Origin of the sequence: Streptomyces griseicoloratus (assembly GCF_014534645.1) — a bacterium.
GTDB classification, from domain to species: domain Bacteria; phylum Actinomycetota; class Actinomycetes; order Streptomycetales; family Streptomycetaceae; genus Streptomyces; species Streptomyces griseicoloratus.
In genome coordinates this window covers 20,528-36,337 of the sequence record NZ_JACVQF010000194.1, presented here as the reverse complement: position 1 = coordinate 36,337, position 15,810 = coordinate 20,528, and the positions used below count along the sequence as shown (strand labels likewise).

At 72.5% G+C, this 15,810-nt stretch carries 18 protein-coding genes; 12 read left to right on the top strand and 6 right to left on the bottom strand.

Translation table 11 applies throughout. The annotated features are described in order from the left end of the window. Positions 1-89 precede the first annotated feature (89 nt). Complete coding sequence (locus H0H10_RS18745) at positions 90-347, bottom strand: hypothetical protein (RefSeq protein WP_188182154.1); 258 nt, start codon at positions 345-347, stop codon at positions 90-92. Continuing rightward, positions 340-1,221 (bottom strand): mycothiol conjugate amidase Mca, encoded by an 882-nt coding sequence (gene mca, locus H0H10_RS18740; protein ID WP_188182153.1) that lies wholly within the window; start codon positions 1,219-1,221, stop codon positions 340-342. The genes H0H10_RS18745 and mca overlap by 8 nt, the downstream gene beginning before the upstream one ends. A 147-nt stretch (positions 1,222-1,368) precedes the next feature. Between mca and H0H10_RS18735 the strand changes: the two genes are divergently transcribed. Together H0H10_RS18735 and greA are read left to right on the top strand one after the other, a co-directional pair. After that, the gene (locus H0H10_RS18735; protein ID WP_188182152.1) at positions 1,369-1,767 is read left to right on the top strand and encodes a DUF4307 domain-containing protein; all 399 of its coding nucleotides are present in this window, start codon (positions 1,369-1,371) and stop codon (positions 1,765-1,767) included. A 169-nt stretch (positions 1,768-1,936) separates the two neighbouring features. After that, positions 1,937-2,434 carry a transcription elongation factor GreA gene (greA, locus tag H0H10_RS18730; protein WP_188182151.1) on the top strand — a complete coding sequence of 166 codons (498 nt, stop codon included), beginning with the start codon at positions 1,937-1,939 and terminating at the stop codon, positions 2,432-2,434. Positions 2,435-2,559: 125 nt separating this feature from the next. Here greA and ilvA read toward each other — a convergent pair whose 3' ends face one another. Then, entirely contained in the window at positions 2,560-3,789 is a 1,230-nt protein-coding gene (ilvA, locus tag H0H10_RS18725; protein ID WP_188182150.1) for a threonine ammonia-lyase, read from the bottom strand. 162 nt (positions 3,790-3,951) lie between these two features. Here ilvA and H0H10_RS18720 point away from each other — a divergent pair, with 162 nt between their 5' ends. The 3 genes from H0H10_RS18720 (at position 3,952) to H0H10_RS18710 (ending at position 5,417) form a co-directional block, all read left to right on the top strand. Next, positions 3,952-4,458, top strand: a complete 507-nt coding sequence (locus H0H10_RS18720; RefSeq protein WP_188182149.1) for a MarR family winged helix-turn-helix transcriptional regulator — start codon at positions 3,952-3,954, stop codon at positions 4,456-4,458. A 163-nt stretch (positions 4,459-4,621) separates the two neighbouring features. Then, positions 4,622-5,125, top strand: coding sequence for a sigma factor-like helix-turn-helix DNA-binding protein (locus H0H10_RS18715; protein WP_188182148.1), 504 nt, complete (start codon positions 4,622-4,624; stop codon positions 5,123-5,125). A 34-nt stretch (positions 5,126-5,159) separates the two neighbouring features. Continuing rightward, the gene (locus tag H0H10_RS18710) at positions 5,160-5,417 is read left to right on the top strand and encodes a hypothetical protein (protein ID WP_188182159.1); all 258 of its coding nucleotides are present in this window, start codon (positions 5,160-5,162) and stop codon (positions 5,415-5,417) included. 10 nt (positions 5,418-5,427) lie between these two features. Here the strand turns inward: H0H10_RS18710 and H0H10_RS18705 are convergent, their stop codons facing one another. Further along, positions 5,428-6,582, bottom strand: coding sequence for a cystathionine gamma-synthase (locus H0H10_RS18705; RefSeq protein ID WP_188182147.1), 1,155 nt, complete (start codon positions 6,580-6,582; stop codon positions 5,428-5,430). Between the two features lie 97 nt (positions 6,583-6,679). Between H0H10_RS18705 and H0H10_RS18700 the strand changes: the two genes are divergently transcribed. The 3 genes from H0H10_RS18700 (at position 6,680) to H0H10_RS18690 (ending at position 10,415) form a co-directional block, all read left to right on the top strand. Further along, positions 6,680-7,798, top strand: a complete 1,119-nt coding sequence (locus H0H10_RS18700; protein ID WP_188182146.1) for a hypothetical protein — start codon at positions 6,680-6,682, stop codon at positions 7,796-7,798. A 75-nt stretch (positions 7,799-7,873) separates the two neighbouring features. Beyond that, positions 7,874-8,542: a peptide-methionine (S)-S-oxide reductase MsrA gene (msrA, locus tag H0H10_RS18695; protein WP_188182145.1), complete on the top strand. Its 669-nt coding sequence runs from the start codon at positions 7,874-7,876 to the stop codon at positions 8,540-8,542. Positions 8,543-8,831: 289 nt separating this feature from the next. Further along, positions 8,832-10,415, top strand: coding sequence for an alpha/beta hydrolase (locus H0H10_RS18690; protein WP_188182144.1), 1,584 nt, complete (start codon positions 8,832-8,834; stop codon positions 10,413-10,415). 34 nt (positions 10,416-10,449) lie between these two features. On the opposite strand, the gene H0H10_RS18685 is transcribed toward H0H10_RS18690, so the two are convergent. Next, entirely contained in the window at positions 10,450-11,322 is an 873-nt protein-coding gene (locus H0H10_RS18685; RefSeq protein ID WP_188182143.1) for a helix-turn-helix domain-containing protein, read from the bottom strand. Positions 11,323-11,478: 156 nt separating this feature from the next. Here H0H10_RS18685 and H0H10_RS18680 point away from each other — a divergent pair, with 156 nt between their 5' ends. Both H0H10_RS18680 and H0H10_RS18675 read left to right on the top strand, forming a co-directional pair. Beyond that, a complete protein-coding gene (locus H0H10_RS18680) occupies positions 11,479-12,522 on the top strand; it encodes an NAD(P)-dependent alcohol dehydrogenase (RefSeq protein ID WP_188182142.1) in 1,044 nt (347 codons plus the stop codon). 162 nt (positions 12,523-12,684) lie between these two features. Next, entirely contained in the window at positions 12,685-13,464 is a 780-nt protein-coding gene (locus H0H10_RS18675) for an SDR family oxidoreductase (RefSeq protein WP_188182141.1), read from the top strand. Positions 13,465-13,727: 263 nt separating this feature from the next. Here H0H10_RS18675 and H0H10_RS18670 read toward each other — a convergent pair whose 3' ends face one another. Beyond that, entirely contained in the window at positions 13,728-14,513 is a 786-nt protein-coding gene (locus tag H0H10_RS18670) for an SDR family NAD(P)-dependent oxidoreductase (RefSeq protein WP_188182140.1), read from the bottom strand. 129 nt (positions 14,514-14,642) lie between these two features. Between H0H10_RS18670 and H0H10_RS18665 the strand changes: the two genes are divergently transcribed. Next, positions 14,643-15,338, top strand: coding sequence for a TetR/AcrR family transcriptional regulator (locus H0H10_RS18665; protein ID WP_188182139.1), 696 nt, complete (start codon positions 14,643-14,645; stop codon positions 15,336-15,338). Positions 15,339-15,372: 34 nt separating this feature from the next. Then, positions 15,373-15,765, top strand: coding sequence for an SgcJ/EcaC family oxidoreductase (locus tag H0H10_RS18660; protein ID WP_188182138.1), 393 nt, complete (start codon positions 15,373-15,375; stop codon positions 15,763-15,765). The last annotated feature ends 45 nt before the right edge of the window (positions 15,766-15,810 follow it).

Below are 15,810 nucleotides of genomic sequence, written 5' to 3'. Positions count from 1 at the left end.
GGACACCGTGACGCACACACCCACGCGACGTGCGCGCCGGGCGCTCCGGCCCCACGCAGGGCGCTCCGGTCCCGCGTCGGGCGGGGCCCTCAGCCCTGCTGGGGCTCGACCCGGCCGGAGGCCCTGTCGGACTTGCCGGAGGCCTCCGACTCCGGGTCGGGGGCCTCGGTGAAGTCGACCTTGCCCATGTGCCGGTTCATGGACTTCATCAGACCCCAGACCGCCAGGGCCATCACCGCGAAGACGATGAAGCCGAGGACGCCGGGGGTGACCTTGTCCTCGTCCAGTTCGGCGAGAGTGACGAGGTGCGTCATTGCCAGGCTTGCGCTTGCGCTCATGTCAGGCATTGTCCCGGATGCCCGCGAAGAGGTCGTCCTCGGGGAGGGAGGTGTCGACGAGGGACTTCGCGAGCTCGTACTCCTCGGTGGGCCAGACCTCCTTCTGGAGCTCCATCGGCACCCGGAACCAGCCGCCCTCGGGGTCGATCTGCGTGGCGTGCGCGATCAGGGCCCGGTCGCGGACCTCGAAGAAGTCGGCGCACGGCACGTGCGTGGTGAGCGTGCGCTCCTTGCGCTCGAACTCGTCCCAGCGCTTGAGCCAGTCCCCGTACGGCGACTCCAGGCCACGGTCGAGCATCGCCCGGTGCAGGGCCTCGGTGCGGGGGCGGTTGAAGCCCTGGTTGTAGTACACCTTCAGCGGCTGGTACGCCGGGCCGTACTCCGACTCCGGGTACTTCTCGGTGTCCGCCGCGCCCTCGAACGCCACCATCGTGATCTTGTGGGTCATGATGTGGTCGGGGTGCGGGTAGCCGCCGTTCTCGTCGTAGGTGGTGATCACCTGGGGACGGAAGGCGCGGATCTTGCGCACCAGCTCACCGGCCGCCTTGTCGACGTCCTCGAGGGCGAAGCAGCCCTCCGGCAGCGGCGGCAGCGGGTCGCCCTCGGGCAGCCCGGAGTCGACGAAGCCGAGCCACTCCTGCTTGACGCCCAGGATCTCCCGGGCCTCGTCCATCTCCTTGCGGCGCACCTCGTGGATGTTCTCCTCGATGTATGCGTCGCCCTGCAGCTTGGGGTTGAGGATGGAGCCGCGCTCCCCGCCCGTGCAGGTCACCACCAGCACGTCCACCCCCTCGGACACGTACTTCGCCATGGTGGCCGCGCCCTTGCTCGACTCGTCGTCGGGGTGGGCGTGAACGGCCATCAGTCGCAGCTGGTCAGTCAAGACTCAATCCTCGGTCAGTCGGCGCCCTGTGTGCGTCGGCGCAATCGGCGGCTTCTATAGTGACCGAATCGGGAGGCGAATAATTCCGGGGCCGGGCTCCGGGGCCCCGTTCGGGACATCCGCACCGCTCCCGCCGAGAGGACGATCATGAGCACGTCGACCACGCGACTGCCGGAGAGCCGGTACGGCCGCTCCTCCGACGAACGGGCCGACCGCACCCTCAAGATCGTCGGCGGTGTCCTCGGCGCCCTCCTGGTGGTGCTGATCGGCTACTTCGGCTACCACTACGTCGGCCAGAACAAGATCAGCGCCGAGGTCATCGGCTTCGAGCTCGCCGAGGACTCGGTGCAGGTGCACCTGGAGGTCCGCAAGGACGCCGACGCGGCCGGCTACTGCACGCTGCGCTCCCAGGCGGAGGACGGCGGCGAGGTGGGCCGGGCCGACTTCCGCTTCGACGGCGACGACACGCGCATCGACAAGGTCGTCACTCTCCGTACCAAGGCCCCGGGCACGACGGCCGAACTCCTCGGCTGCCACGCGGACTGAGGCCGCCGGGAATCCCCCGGCGCCGACCTGCGTTGATGTGGGTGCGGAGGCGATATGTCCTCCCCCTGTGCCCATCGAATTGTTAGGCTCGTGGTTTCGCCCTTCCGTGAAGGAACATTCTTCTGGGTAGGGCGTTGCTTTGTATTCCCAGTACCGACGAGGAGCACCTGTGACCCAGACCAGCGAGAACGTCACCTGGCTGACCCAGGAGGCGTACAACAAGCTCAAGGAGGAGCTTGAGTACCTTACTGGTCCCGCGCGCACCGAGATCTCTGCCAAGATCGCGGCGGCACGCGAGGAGGGGGACCTGCGCGAGAACGGCGGGTACCACGCGGCGAAGGAGGAGCAGGGCAAGCAGGAGCTCCGGGTGCGCCAGCTGACCCAGCTCCTCGAGAGCGCCAAGGTGGGTGAGCCCCCGGCGGCGGACGGTGCGGTCGCGCCCGGCATGGTCGTCACGATCGCCTTCGACGGCGACGAGGACGACACGCTGACCTTCCTGCTCGCCTCGCGCGAGTACGCGAGCGCGGACATCGAGACCTACTCCCCGCAGTCCCCCCTGGGCGCGGGCGTCATCGGCCACAAGGTCGGCGAGGACGCGGAGTACGAGCTGCCCAACGGCAAGACGGCCTCCGTGAAGATCCTCAAGGCCGAGCCCTACAACGGCTGACCCGCCGGCCCCGGCCGGTCCGCCCGGCCGACATGTCGTCGACGAGCCCCCCGGCGTCCTGGTGACGCGGGGGGCTTCGTCCTGTCCACGAGGGCTTCGTCCGGTCCACGACCGTGCGGCCCGCGTCAGACCATGACCGTGTAACCCGCCTCGCGCAGGGCGCGGCCGACCTCCGTGCAGTGCTCCGGGCCCTTCGTCTCCAGGTGCAGCTCGACCTCCGCCTCCGTGAGCCCGAGCCGCGGGTCGGTCCGTACGTGGCTGACGTCGAGGACGTTGGCGTCGACCCCGGACAGCACCCCCAGGAGGGTGGCGAGGGCGCCGGGACGGTCCGTCAGCCGCAGCCGGACCGCCAGGTAGCGGCCCTGCGCGGCCATGCCGTGCCGCAGCACGCCCTGCATCAGCACCGGGTCCACGTTGCCGCCGGACAGCACCGCCACCACCGGGCCCTCGAAGGCACCGGGCTCGCTCAGCAGCGCCGCCACCGGGCTGGCCCCGGCCGGCTCCACGACCAGCTTGGCCCGCTCCAGACACAGCAGCAGCGCGGTGGCCAGCTCGTCCTCGGTGACCGTGCGGACCTCGTCCACCAGTTCGCCGACGATCCCGAACGGCACGTCACCGGGCCGCCCCACCTTGATGCCGTCGGCCATCGTCACCGGGTGGTCAACCGACACCGGACGCCCCGCCGCCAGCGACGGCGGATACGCCGCGGCGCCCTCCGCCTGCACCCCCACGACCCGTACGTCCGGCCGGAGCGCCTTCACCGCGACCGCCGTCCCGGCGATCAGCCCGCCGCCGCCGACGCCGATCACGACGGTGCGCACCTCGGGGCACTGCTCCAGGATCTCCAGGCCGACGGTGCCCTGTCCCGCGATGATGTCGGGGTGGTCGAAGGGGTGGATGAACACCGCGCCCGTCCGCTCCGCGTACTCCTGCGCGGCCGCCAGCGTCTCGTCCACCACCTGGCCGTGCAGCCGCACCTCGGCGCCGTACTCCCGGGTGGCGCTGACCTTCGGCAGCGGCGCGCCCTTCGGCATGAACACCGTCGAGCGCACGCCGAGCAGCGACGACGCCAGGGCCACGCCCTGCGCGTGGTTGCCGGCGCTCGCGGCGACCACCCCGGCGGCCCGCTCCTCCGGCAGCAGCCCGGCGATACGGACGTAGGCGCCGCGCAGCTTGAACGAACCCGTCCGCTGGAGGTTCTCGCACTTGAGGTGGACCGGCGCGCCGACCAGGCGGGACAGGTGCCTGCTGCCCTCCATCGCCGTCACGCGTGCCACGCCCGAGAGCATCTTCTGGGCTCCGCGCACGTCGTCGAGGGTGACCGGCCACACGGAGTCGGCCGTGCTGTAGCTCATGACTCCAGCATCGCAGTTCACGGCAGCCGTCGGCCGTTGTGACCAACCTCCGAGACCGGCTTTGCGCAGCGCCGGTACGCCTCGTCCCCCGGCCGCGTACCCTGTCCCCCAACCAGCAGCCCTCCACGAAGTGAGCCCCCGGCCATGCCCACAACACCTGAAATGTCGATGGACATGACGACCGCCGGTGACACCGGTCTTCTCGACGCGCTCCAGCACGAGGTGGCGGTGTTCGCCCGCCGTGCCGAACAGACCCGGCTCGGCGGGGTCGCTCAGGTGCGCAACTCCATGGACCGTGCCGCGTACCTGCTGCTCAACCGCCTCGACAAAGAGGGCCCGATGGGTGTGAAAGCCCTGGCCGCGAGCATGGGGATCGACTCCTCGACCGTCACCCGGCAGGTGGCCCCGCTCGTCGACAGCGGACTCGTCAAGCGCACCTCGCACCCCGAGGACGGACGCGCCGTGGTGCTCCAGCTGTCCCCGCGCGGGCTGTCGCGGCTGGACGAGGTGCGCTCCTCCCGCCGCGAGCTCATGGCCCAGCTGACCCACGACTGGGCGCCGGAGGAGCGCGAGGCGTTCTGCACGCTCCTCACGCGCTTCAACAGCGCCCTGTCCGCCCGTATGGCCGCATCCGGCGCGCCGGGCACGGAGCCGGCACCGGCCTCCTGAACCACGTTTACGGGACCGATGCCGCCCGGCTCTTGACCGGCGGGTCACCCCTGGCCTGATATGAGACCGGACCCCCGGTGCGCGCGGACGCGGTCCCGCCCGCGGCGGGGTCCTCCTCAGTGGCGGGGTCCTCCTCACAGGGGCCGCAGAGGCGGGAGGCGCGGTGCGAGAACGGCATGCGTCCCAGGGTGCCCGCCGGGCCCGGGAGTTCGAGGCGTTCGTCGCGGGCGCGGCAGGGCGGCTGCTGCACGCCGCCACACTGCTCACGGCCGAGCCGCGGGACGACAATCCGCGCGCGCGGCGCCTGCTGGCCCTGTCCCTCGCCCACACCTACGCCTGCTGGGACCGGCTGCGCGGCGAGGACCCGTACGACCGGGCGCGCCAGTACCTCGCCACCCGGTTCGCACGCGAGGCCTGGCACCGCCACGGCGGCTTCGGCCGGGCCCGCAGACAGCCCGCCGGCACCCTGGGCGTACTCACCCCGCAGGAGCGTCTGGTCCTCGTGCTCCGGCTCTACGAGGGGGTCGCCGAGGAACAGACGGCGGCCCTGCTGGGCCTGCCCGCGGAACGCGTCCGGACGATCTGCGACCGGGCGACGGCGACGCTGCTGCACCCGCCGGGCAGACCGGCCCGGCCGGTGGCGCAGGCCGAGGCGGCGGCCTCATGAGGGGCACGCGCGCGTGGAGCACCGGGAGGCGGCGGTGAACCGGCCCGAGCGGGAGGCGGCCGTGCGGCGGATCATGGAGCAGTCGCCGCCGCGGGTGCCGCCCGAGATCCACGCGGACGCCGTGCGCCGCGGCTCGCGTCTGCTGCGGCGCAGGACCGCGGCCCGCCGGCTGATGTGGCTGCTGCTGTGCGCCGCGGTGGTGGCGTTCACGGTGTGGGCGGTGACCGCCCGGCCCTGGGTGGAGCCGCCGTCGGAGACGACCCCACCCGTGACGGGCTGGGAGGGCTGGTGAGCCCCGGCCGCTAGCCGAGCGCCTGCTGGAGGTCCTCCAGGAGGTCGTCGACGTTCTCGATGCCGACCGACAGGCGCACCAGGTCGGCGGGCACCTCCAGGGCCGAGCCGGCCGCCGAGGCGTGCGTCATCCGGCCGGGGTGCTCGATCAGCGACTCGACACCGCCCAGGGACTCGCCGAGCGTGAAGACCTTCGCGCGGTTGCAGACCTCGACGGCCGCCTCCTCGCCGCCCTCGACGCGGAAGGACACCATGCCGCCGAACGCCTTCATCTGCTTGGCGGCGACCTCGTGCCCCGGGTGCTCGGGCAGCCCCGGGTACAGCACGCCGGTCACGCGCGCGTGCCGGGTGAGCATCTCGGCGACCTTCGTCGCGTTCTCGCTGTGCCGGTCCATGCGCACCGCGAGCGTCTTGGTGCCGCGCAGCACCAGCCAGGAGTCGAAGGGCCCGGCGACCGCGCCCATCGCGTTCTGGTGGAACGCCAGCTCCTCGCCCAGCTCCTGGTCGTTCACGATCAGCGCGCCGCCCACGACGTCCGAGTGGCCGCCCATGTACTTGGTCAGGGAGTGCACGACGACGTCCGCGCCGAGCGCCAGCGGCTGCTGGAGGTAGGGGGTGGCGAAGGTGTTGTCGACGACGAGCCGGGCCCCGGCGTCCCGGGCGACCTGGGCGACGGCGGCGATGTCGGTGATGCCGAGCAGCGGGTTGGAGGGCGTCTCCACCCACACGGCCCTGGTCTTCGGGGTGAGGGCGGCCCGTACGGCGGCGGGGTCGCTCGTGTCGGCCACGGACCACTCCACGCCCCACCGGGTGGCGACCTTGGCGAACAGCCGGAAGGTGCCGCCGTAGGCGTCGTTCGGGATGACCACGTGGTCGCCGGGGCGCAGCAGGGTGCGCAACAGGCAGTCCTCGGCCGCCAGTCCCGACGCGAACGCGAGGCCGCGGCGGCCGCCCTCCAGGGCGGCCAGGTTCTCCTCCAGCGCGGTGCGGGTGGGATTCGCGCTGCGGCTGTACTCGTAGCCGCCGCGCAGTCCGCCGACGCCGTCCTGCTTGTAGGTCGACACCTGGTAGATCGGCGGGACGACCGCGCCCGTCAGGGGGTCGGCGGTGTTGCCCGCGTGAATCGCGAGCGTCTCGAAGTGCTGACTGATGTGCCTGTCGCTCATGGGCACCGAGGGTAGTGCCGCCGGGGCCTTCGCGGGTTTTCCACAGGGGTGCGGCGCAGGTTGGCCAATTGTCGCCGCAGTCTGGTTCGCTTGAGGCATGGAGATTCTCTGGGTCCTGATGGCACTGGTCATGCTCGGCTTCGTGCTGATCCCCGTCCTGCGGCGCCGGCGCGGCGCGATCGGCCTGGTGCCGCCCGGCCATCCGGACGCGGCGGACCCCGCCAATTACGGCTTCGCCCGCGAGGAGGAGCTGGACATCCGCATGCCCGGCCCCGACCAGGACCTGCTCGACGTCCTGGACGTGGTGCAGCGCACCCAGGACTACCGCGCGGCGCAGCAGCTCCTGGCCGGTACTCCGGCGGAGGGCGAGCCGCGCTGGCAGCGGGTGCAGGCCTTCGCGGGCGCCGCGTCGCTGGAGCTGCGGCAGCGGCCCGGCGGCGTGAGCGAGGCGCCGGGCGGGCAGTGGCTGCGGGTGTGGCGGGCCGAGGCCCCGAAGGACGCGGGCGGCGCGGCGGTGCACGCGGAGTTCCTGGTGCAGCAGGCGTGGCGGACGGCGACGCCCGGCACGGACGAGTTCCGGATCATCATGGAGGAGGCGAAGGCGGTGTGCGGCGAGGCGGCGCTGCTGGCCCCCGGTGACCCGGTCCCGTACATCATCGAGCTGTCGGTGGCCCGCGGTCTCGGCTACTCGCGCGAGGACTTCGAGCAGCTGTGGCTGAAGATCCTCGACCGCGCCCCGAACCACATGGGCGCGCACCTGGCGGCCCTGCACTACTGGTGCGAGAAGTGGCACGGCTCGCGTGAGCTGGCCTACTCCTTCGCGGAGGCGGCGGCGGCCCGCGCCCCCCAGGGCTCGCTGCTGGCCGCGATGCCGCTCTTCGCGGTCTTCGAGCACCTGCCCGAGGTCAACCTGGTCAGCGGCTTCTACCAGAGCGAGGTCGTGACGAAGGCGATCCACGGCGCCCTGCACGCGGTCCACTCGGCCCGTCCCGACGACCCGATGCAGGCGCACGTCCGCCATCTGCTGGTCTTCTTCCTGGTGCGCGGCGAGCGCTGGGCGGAGGCCATGAACCAGCTGATAGAGGTCGACGGCCACGTGGGCGCCCTCCCCTGGACCCTGTCCGCCGACCCGGCGGCGGAGTTCGCGGTCTACCGCGCCCTGGCGGTGGCGGGCTACGAGGCGAACGGCGGCAGCCCGGCGACCCTGCCGCGCTGAGAGCCCGGACGCGGCCCGACCGGAATGCCGGCCCGGCCGCCGGCGTTGTCATCGCACCCGTGGATTGGAGACCGCATGTTCCTGTACAACCGGACGCCGCAGCTGCCCACCCCCGAGCAGGCCCTGCGCGGCCGCCCGGAACCGGCGTTCACGGTCCCCGACCGCCACACCGTCCTCGGCAACCCGCTCCTCGGCCCCTACCCCGAGGGCCTGGAGACCGCCGACTTCGGGCTGGGCTGCTTCTGGGGCGCCGAGCGCAAGTTCTGGCAGCTCCCGGCAGGCGTCTGGACGACCCTGGCCGGCTACCAGGGCGGCTACACCGAGAACCCCACCTACGAGGAGGTCTGCTCGGGCCTGACCGGCCACACGGAGGTCGTCCGCGTGGTCTACGACCCGGAGCTCATCTCGTACGAGAAGCTCCTGAAGACCTTCTGGGAGTCCCACGACCCCACGCAGGGCTTCCGCCAGGGCAACGACGTGGGCACCCAGTACCGCTCGGCGATCTACACCCACACCCCCGAACAGGCGGCCGCGGCCGAGACGTCCCGCGCCGCCTACCAGAAGGTCCTGACGGCCTCGGGCCACGGCACGATCACCACGGAGATCCTGCCGGCACAGGACCGCCCGTTCTATCCGGCGGAGGCGTACCACCAGCAGTACCTGGACAAGAACCCGGCGGGCTACTGCGGCATCGGCGGTACGGGCGTCTCGTGCCCGGTCGGCGTGGCGGCGGCCGAGGGCTGACGGTTCCGAGCCTCCCCGAGCGGGGCCACCCGAACGGCTTCGGGTGGCCCCGCTTCGTATGCGGAGCCGGTGCCGGCGCCGGCGCAATCCGGTCTTCTTTCCCCTGATCAGGCTTCCCACACGCGCACTCGACGCGGTTCACGCGTTCGGCCCAGTCAAGTCACCCATTGGACACGGTCTGTGATGTTCTGATCACAGACCGGATGGAAGTGGCCGGCGAGTCCGCTCGGGACCGTCGTACCCCATCCGGCGGCCCCGGATCGCCTGGGCGCACGAGGGAGGCTTGGCGATGACCACTGCACGAGAGACCGACCCCATCCCCGACGGTGACCGAATACGCAGGCGGAGGCTGTGGCGCAGGGCGGCACTGCTGGGTGCCTGCGGGCTGCTGCTGACCGCTCCGTACGCCGCCTGGCCCCAAGCCGCCCCCGCCGTGACGCGGCCGGCCGGGGCGGACGGCACCGCGGCCGACGCGGCCGTCCCGCCGGGACTGCGGCGCTACTACCAGCAGGAGCTCGTGTGGTGGCCCTGCCCCGACCCTTCGTTCCAGTGCTCCGAAGTGACGGTGCCGCTGGACTACGCCCATCCGGATGCGGGCGACCTCCTCCTGGCGGTCGCGCGGAAGGAGGCCACCGGCGACGGCGCACGGATCGGCTCACTGGTGGTCAATCCCGGCGGACCCGGACTCTCCGCGATCGATGCCCTGGTGGGGGGCGGCGCCGACCTCTTCTCCCCGTCCGTGCGCGCCTCGTACGACCTGGTCGCCATGGACCCTCGCGGCGTGCGGTACAGCTCCCCCGTGGACTGCAAGATCGACGCCCTCACGCCCCCCTTGGAGGCCGGCCGCCGCAAGTCGGCCTACTCGGCGGCGTTCGACGCCCTCGACGCGGAGTTCGAGCAGCGCGCCGACGCGTGCGCACGGAACGCCGGGCAGCTGCTTCCCCACGTCGGCACCCTGGACGCGGCCCGGGACATGGACGTGCTCCGAGCGCTCCTGGGCGATGACTCCTTGCACTACGTCGGCGTCTCGTACGGCACCTACCTGGGCGCGACCTACGCCGATCTCTTCCCGACCCGGGTGGGCCGGATGGTGCTGGACGGGGTCGTCGACCCCACCCTCGACGGGTACGAGAACCTCCTGGAGACCACGGCGGGCTATCAGCTGGCCTGGGAGTCCTTCGCCGCCGACTGCGCCGCCCGCGCCGACTGCCCCCTGGGGCACTCCGTCACGGAGATCGACCGCGAACTGGACACGCTTCTGGGCTCCCTGGACGATACGCCCCTCCGGCAGGGCAAGGACATCGCCGTCACGGGGTACGACCTCGTCAACGCGATCAGGAAGGCGCTGCGCTCCGCCGACTGGGAGCTGCTGCGCGCCGCGCTCCGGGGAGTGCCGGACGGGGACACCACCGCGCTGCAGCAACTCCTCGGCGCCTCGGAGAGCCCGCTCAGCAATGCCGCCGACGCCTTCTACGCCATCGGCTGCCTGAGCTCTCCCTTCGACTCGCGGTTCACCTCCGCGGAGGCCGAGGCGGCGCTGCCGCAGTTCCTGCGCACCTCGCCCCTGTTCGGCGCGTCCGACGCGACCGGTCTGGGGCAGTGCACCCACTGGCCCGTCCCGGCGACCCAGCCCGCGCGGGCCGTCACGGCGCCGGGTGCCCCTCCGATCCTGGTCGTCGGCACGACTCGCGATCCCGACACGCCGTACCACTGGGCCGAGTCGCTCGTCCGCCAGCTCTCCTCCGGCCGCCTGCTCACCTACGACGGCGACGGGCACGGCGCCTACCAGCGCGGCAGCACCTGCGTCGACAGCGCCGTGGACCACTACCTGACACAGGGCAGGCTCCCGGCCGCCGGCAAGGTCTGCACCTGACGGACGGCGCTGCGCGGACGAGTGGGGCCGGGTGTCAGGCCGCGGGTTGCCGGGTCGGTGCGTCGGTGCCCCAGCTCGCCAGGAGGCGGAGGGCCTCGGCGGACGGAGAGCCCGGCTCGGCGTGGTACGTGATGAGTGACTGGTCCTCGTCGTCGACCATGCGGAACGTCTCGAACGACAGGGTCAGGTCACCGACCAGCGGGTGCCGCATGCGCTTGACGCCGTACGTCTTCTCCTTGACGTCGTGCGTGGCCCACAGGCGGCGGAACTCCTCGCTCTTCACGGACAGCTCGCCGACCAGTGCGGACAGCTGCGGGTCGTCCGGGTGGCGGCCCGCGTCCATGCGCAGGAAGCTGACGATGTCGGACGCCTTCTGGTCCCAGTCGACGAACAGCTCCCGGGACTGCGGGTCGAGGAAGACCAGCCGCGCCCAGTTCCGTTCCTGCGCCGGCAGCCGGCCCCAGTCCCCGAAGAGGGCCGCGGCCGTCCGGTTCCAGGCGAGGATGTCCGTGCGCCGGCCGGCGACGTACGCCGGGACCGTCTCGATCGACTCCAGCAGCTGCAGGAGCGCCACCCGGACCTGCTGCGGCCGCGGCGCCGACCTCTTCCTCGTCCGCGTCGGCTTCGCCAGGTGCATCAGGTGGGCGTGCTCGGCGTCGGACAGCCGCAGCGCGCGGGCGATCGCGTCGAGGACCTCCGCCGACACGTTCCGCCCGTTGCCCTGCTCAAGGCGTGTGTAGTACGCCACGGACATGCCGGCCAGCTGCGCCAGTTCCTCCCGGCGCAGTCCCGGCACCCGGCGGTGCCGCCCGTACGCCGGCAGCCCCACGTCCTGCGGCTTCAGCCGGGCCCGCCGGGTGCGCAGGAACTCGCTCAGCTCGGCTCGCCGGTCCAGCTGTCCATCCATGACCTCAATTATTCCTGGTCGTACGACCGGGAGCCTGTCCCTGCCAGTGGTACGCACGCTGGACGTAGGCAGAACGGTGGTCTGGGTGGCAGCCTGCCGCGAAGGCAGGCTGGAGGCGCACCACAGATCCTGCTAGAGAATCCCGGAGAACCCGGAATGACCACTGTCGCCGCGTACGCCGCACCCGCCGCCAAGGCTCCGCTGGAGCGCACCACCATCGAGCGGCGAGCCGTGGGCGAGTTCGACGTCCTGATCGACATCAAGTTCGCCGGCATCTGCCACTCCGACATCCACCAGGCCCGCGAGGGCTGGGGCGAGGCCATCTTCCCGATGGTCCCCGGTCACGAGATCGCGGGCATCGTCTCCGAGGTCGGCCCCGGCGTCACCAGGTTCGCCGTCGGCGACCGGGTGGGCGTCGGCTGCATGGTCGACTCCTGCGGCGACTGCGAGAACTGCAGGGCCGGCCGGGAGCAGTTCTGCACCGGCTCCGGCATGGTCGGCACGTACAACGCCGTCGGCAAGGACGGCGAGCCCACCTACGGCGGGTACTCCCAGAAGATCGTCGTCGACGAGAAGTACGTCGTCCGCATCCCCGACGGCCTGTCCCTGGACGTCGCCGCGCCGCTGCTGTGCGCGGGCATCACCACCTACTCGCCGCTCAAGCACTGGGGCGCCGGGCCGGGCAAGAAGGTCGCCGTCATCGGTCTGGGCGGCCTCGGCCACATGGGCGTCAAGATCGCGCACGCGCTCGGCGCCGAGGTGACGGTCCTGTCGCAGTCCCTGCGCAAGAAGGAGGACGGGCTGAAGCTGGGCGCGGACCACTACTACGCCACCAGCGACCCGAAGACCTTCGAGGAGCTGGCGGGCACCTTCGACCTGATCCTCTCCACGGTGTCGGCCCCGCTCGACTTCGGCGCGTACCTGGGCCTGCTGAAGACCGGCGGCGCCCTGGTGAACGTCGGCGCCCCCGAGGAGCCGGTCTCGCTCAACCTGTTCTCGCTGATCGGCGGCAACAAGACGCTCGCCGGCTCGATGATCGGCGGCATCGCCGAGACCCAGGAGATGCTGGACTTCTGCGCCGGGCACGGCATCGGCGCCGAGATCGAGCTGATCGCCGCGGCCGAGGTCAACGAGGCGTACGAGCGGGTCCTGGCCAGCGACGTCCGGTACCGCTTCGTGATCGACACGGCGACGATCTGACCGGGGCGGGGGTTCTCCGGCCCGGGCCGGGAAATTTTCTCCCCGTTCCTGTCACACGGCCGAGGCGCCCCGGGTCATACCGCCGTAGAAACACACGGCGGACGCCCGGGCGGGCAGGTCGGACACCTGCCCGCCCGGGCGCCAAGACCTCCGGGAGCAGTCATGACCTCAACCTCCGCCCCGATCCTGGTCACCGGCGGCACGGGCACCCTGGGCGGCCACGTCGTCCCGCTGCTGCGGGCGGCCGGCCACGAGGTGCGGATCCTCACCCGGCGGGCCCGCCCCGCCGCCGACGGCGTCGAGTACGTCACCGGTGACCTGCTGCGCGGTGAGGGCGTCGAGGCCGCCGTCGAGGGCGCGCACACCGTGCTGCACCTGGCGGGCGGGCCCAAGGGCGACGACGTGGCGACCCGCGCCCTGGTGGGCGCCGCCACGCGCGCGGACGTGCGGCACCTGCTCTACATCTCGGTGGTCGGCGCGGACCGCGTCCCGCTGGCCTGGCTGCGGACGAAGCTGGAGTCGGAGCGGGCGGTCGCCGACTCCGGCATCCCGTGGACGACCCTGCGGGCGGCCCAGTTCCACGAGCTGGCGCTGACCATGGCCGAGAAGATGACCCGGCTCCCGGTGCTGCCGGTTCCGGGCGGCCTGCGCCTCCAGCCGGTCGACTCCCGGGAGGTCGCCGCCCGACTGGTGGAGCTGGCGCTGTCCCGGCCGTCGGGGCTGGTCCCGGACATGACGGGTCCGAAGCTGTACGGCATCCGGGAGCTCGTCGCGCCGTACCTCGAACTCCACGGCCGGCGCCGCCGCCCGGCCCTGCCGGTGCGCATCCCCGGCAAGGCGGGACGCGCCTACCGGGCCGGCGCGAACCTGACCCTGGAGGGTGCCGAGACGGGGAAGCGGACATGGGAGGAGTTCCTGGCGGAGCGGGCGGGGGCGGCATAGGGGGGCCGCGAAGCCGGGGGCCGCAGCGCAGGGCCCTCGGCGCAGAGACCCGCTAAGCCGGGGGCCGCGGCGCAGGGGACCCGCCGCGCAGAGACCCGCGAACCCGGAACCCGCGGCGCAAGGAGCCGCGACCCCGGGGACCGCGGCGCAGGGGACCCGCCGCGCAGAGACCCGCCGAGCCCGGACCCTGCGGCCGGCCCAGGGACCCACGGCGCAGAGACCCACGGAGCCGGGACCCGCCGCGCAGGGGCCCGTCGCGGGGTTCAGAAGTGGGTGCCGCCGTCGATGCGGATCTCGGTGCCGGTGATGAACTTGCCGTCCTCCGAGGCGAGCATGGCGACCACGCCCGCCACGGCCTCGGGTCCGGCGAAGCCCTCCCCGAGCGCGGGCGACAGCTTGGCGAACAGGCTCCAGTCGGTGTCCTCGGGCAGGCCGGGGCCCTGGCTCTGCTTGCTCTGCCCGGAGCCGTCGGTCATGCCGGAGGAGATCGAGCCGGGCTGCACGGCGGTGAACCGGATGCCCTGCTTGCTGTACTCGGCGGCCAGGGCGTGCGTCATGGACTGGATGCCGCCCTTGCTGGCCGCGTAGGCCGCCATGTAGGGGTGGGCGAACATCGCGGACGTGGAGCTGAAGTTGACCACGGCAGGGGCGTTGCCCTCCAGCAGTGCCGGTATCGCCTCGCGGATCATCAGGAAGGTGCCGGTCAGGTTGACCGCGATCACCTTGGTGAAGTCCGCGAGGGACGTCTCGTGGGTGTGCGAGGAGCGCAGGATGCCGGCCGCGTTGACCAGGACGTCCAGGCCGCCGAGGGACGCGCGGGCGGAGGCGACGGCCGCGCGGACGGACGCCTCGTCGGAGATGTCCACGACGAGCGTGGTCAGGCGTTCGGCGTCGGCGCCCGCCCGGGCCCACGTGTCCTTCAGTCCGGCTTCGCTCACGTCGGCGGCGACCACCCGGCCGCCCTCCGCCAGGATGCGCAGCACGGTGGCCTGGCCGATGCCCGAGCCGCCGCCGGTGACCAGTGCCCGGCGTCCTTCGTAGCGGTTCATGTCGTCTCCCTGGGGTGTGCGTCGTGCGGCGGCCGGAGGCCGCGCGGTGTCCACCGTACGCCATAGTGGCACGTTTTGCCACAACGGCATCCCGTGCCCGCCTGACGCTGCTGCACGTACGCTTTCCGCATGAACCAGCCCAGGACGAACCAGCCCCGGACGTCCCGCTCCGCCACGACCTCCTTGACCGAGCGCCGCAAGGCCGCCACGCAGCTCGACATCGCCCGGGCCGCGGCCGAGCTGTTCACCGAGAGGGGGCCCGACGGCACGACCGCCGAGGAGATCGCGGACCGCGCCGGGGTCGCGCTGCGCACCTTCTACCGGTACTTCCGCAGCAAGCAGGACGCCGTCGGGCCGCTGCTGTCGACCGGCGGCGACCGCTGGCGCGCGCTGCTCGCCGAGACGGGGCCCGGGGCCGGCCTGGCCGAGGCCCTGGAGGCGGCGGCGGTCGCGTCGCTGTCGACGCCGGGCGATGTGGCGCAGGAGGGGCTGCGCTGGACCCGGGGGCTGCTGCGGGCGGCCCAGGACGACCCGGCGCTGAGGGCGGTCTGGTACCGGGTGAACCAGGAGTCCGAGGAGCGGCTGCTGCCCGTGGTGACCCGCCTGGCGGGGCCGGACGCCGATCCGCTGGAGGCCCGGCTGGTGGCCGCCGCGGCGACCGACGCGATCCGGGTGGCGCTGGAGGCGTGGGCGGCGACGGACGCGGAGACCACCGGGCCCGGCTCTCCGGCGGAGCTCGTGGTGCGGTGCCTGCGCGAACTGACGGGCGGGCTGCGGCTGCTGGCCCCGCGGCCCGGCGGCGACGCCACCGAAGCCCGCCCTTGACCTCGACCATGCTTGAGGACGCAGGCTGATCCGCATGGACACCACAGCCGCAGACATCAAGGCCATCGAGGACGTCGTCGCCGCCGTCGAGCGCACCCAGCGCGCCAAGGACGCCGAGGGATTCCTCACGCTCTTCCACCCCGACGCCCTGTGGACGACCGCCCACGGCAAGGTCCTCATCGGCCTCGACGCGATCGCCGAGTTCACCCGGGCCGTGCTGCCGGGGGCGACCTGGGACGGCGAGGTCACCTACGAGGCCGTGCACACGCAGTTCCTGCGCCCCGACGTCGCGGCCGTCAAGGTCCGGCAGGTCTACCACTCGCCGGACGGGGACACGGAGGGCGCCCCGCTCTACGTCATGACGAGGCAGGACGACGGAACCTGGCTGCTGCACGCCTGCCAGAACACCGAGGTCAAGGCGGGCTGAGAACGCGAGGGGCCCGCCGGAGGCCGATGCTCCGGCGGGCCCTTC

Excerpts from the sequence above, each read along its gene's own strand:
- H0H10_RS18745 (WP_188182154.1), bottom strand. The coding sequence starts at position 347 with ATGCCTGACATGAGCGCAAGCGCAAGCCTGGCAATGACGCACCTCGTC.
- H0H10_RS18735 (WP_188182152.1), top strand. The coding sequence starts at position 1,369 with ATGAGCACGTCGACCACGCGACTGCCGGAGAGCCGGTACGGCCGCTCC.
- ilvA (WP_188182150.1), bottom strand. The coding sequence starts at position 3,789 with ATGAGCTACAGCACGGCCGACTCCGTGTGGCCGGTCACCCTCGACGAC.
- H0H10_RS18720 (WP_188182149.1), top strand. The coding sequence starts at position 3,952 with ATGTCGATGGACATGACGACCGCCGGTGACACCGGTCTTCTCGACGCG.
- H0H10_RS18705 (WP_188182147.1), bottom strand. The coding sequence starts at position 6,582 with ATGAGCGACAGGCACATCAGTCAGCACTTCGAGACGCTCGCGATTCAC.
- H0H10_RS18700 (WP_188182146.1), top strand. The coding sequence starts at position 6,680 with ATGGAGATTCTCTGGGTCCTGATGGCACTGGTCATGCTCGGCTTCGTG.
- msrA (WP_188182145.1), top strand. The coding sequence starts at position 7,874 with ATGTTCCTGTACAACCGGACGCCGCAGCTGCCCACCCCCGAGCAGGCC.
- H0H10_RS18690 (WP_188182144.1), top strand. The coding sequence starts at position 8,832 with ATGACCACTGCACGAGAGACCGACCCCATCCCCGACGGTGACCGAATA.
- H0H10_RS18685 (WP_188182143.1), bottom strand. The coding sequence starts at position 11,322 with ATGGATGGACAGCTGGACCGGCGAGCCGAGCTGAGCGAGTTCCTGCGC.
- H0H10_RS18680 (WP_188182142.1), top strand. The coding sequence starts at position 11,479 with ATGACCACTGTCGCCGCGTACGCCGCACCCGCCGCCAAGGCTCCGCTG.
- H0H10_RS18675 (WP_188182141.1), top strand. The coding sequence starts at position 12,685 with ATGACCTCAACCTCCGCCCCGATCCTGGTCACCGGCGGCACGGGCACC.
- H0H10_RS18670 (WP_188182140.1), bottom strand. The coding sequence starts at position 14,513 with ATGAACCGCTACGAAGGACGCCGGGCACTGGTCACCGGCGGCGGCTCG.
- H0H10_RS18665 (WP_188182139.1), top strand. The coding sequence starts at position 14,643 with ATGAACCAGCCCAGGACGAACCAGCCCCGGACGTCCCGCTCCGCCACG.
- H0H10_RS18660 (WP_188182138.1), top strand. The coding sequence starts at position 15,373 with ATGGACACCACAGCCGCAGACATCAAGGCCATCGAGGACGTCGTCGCC.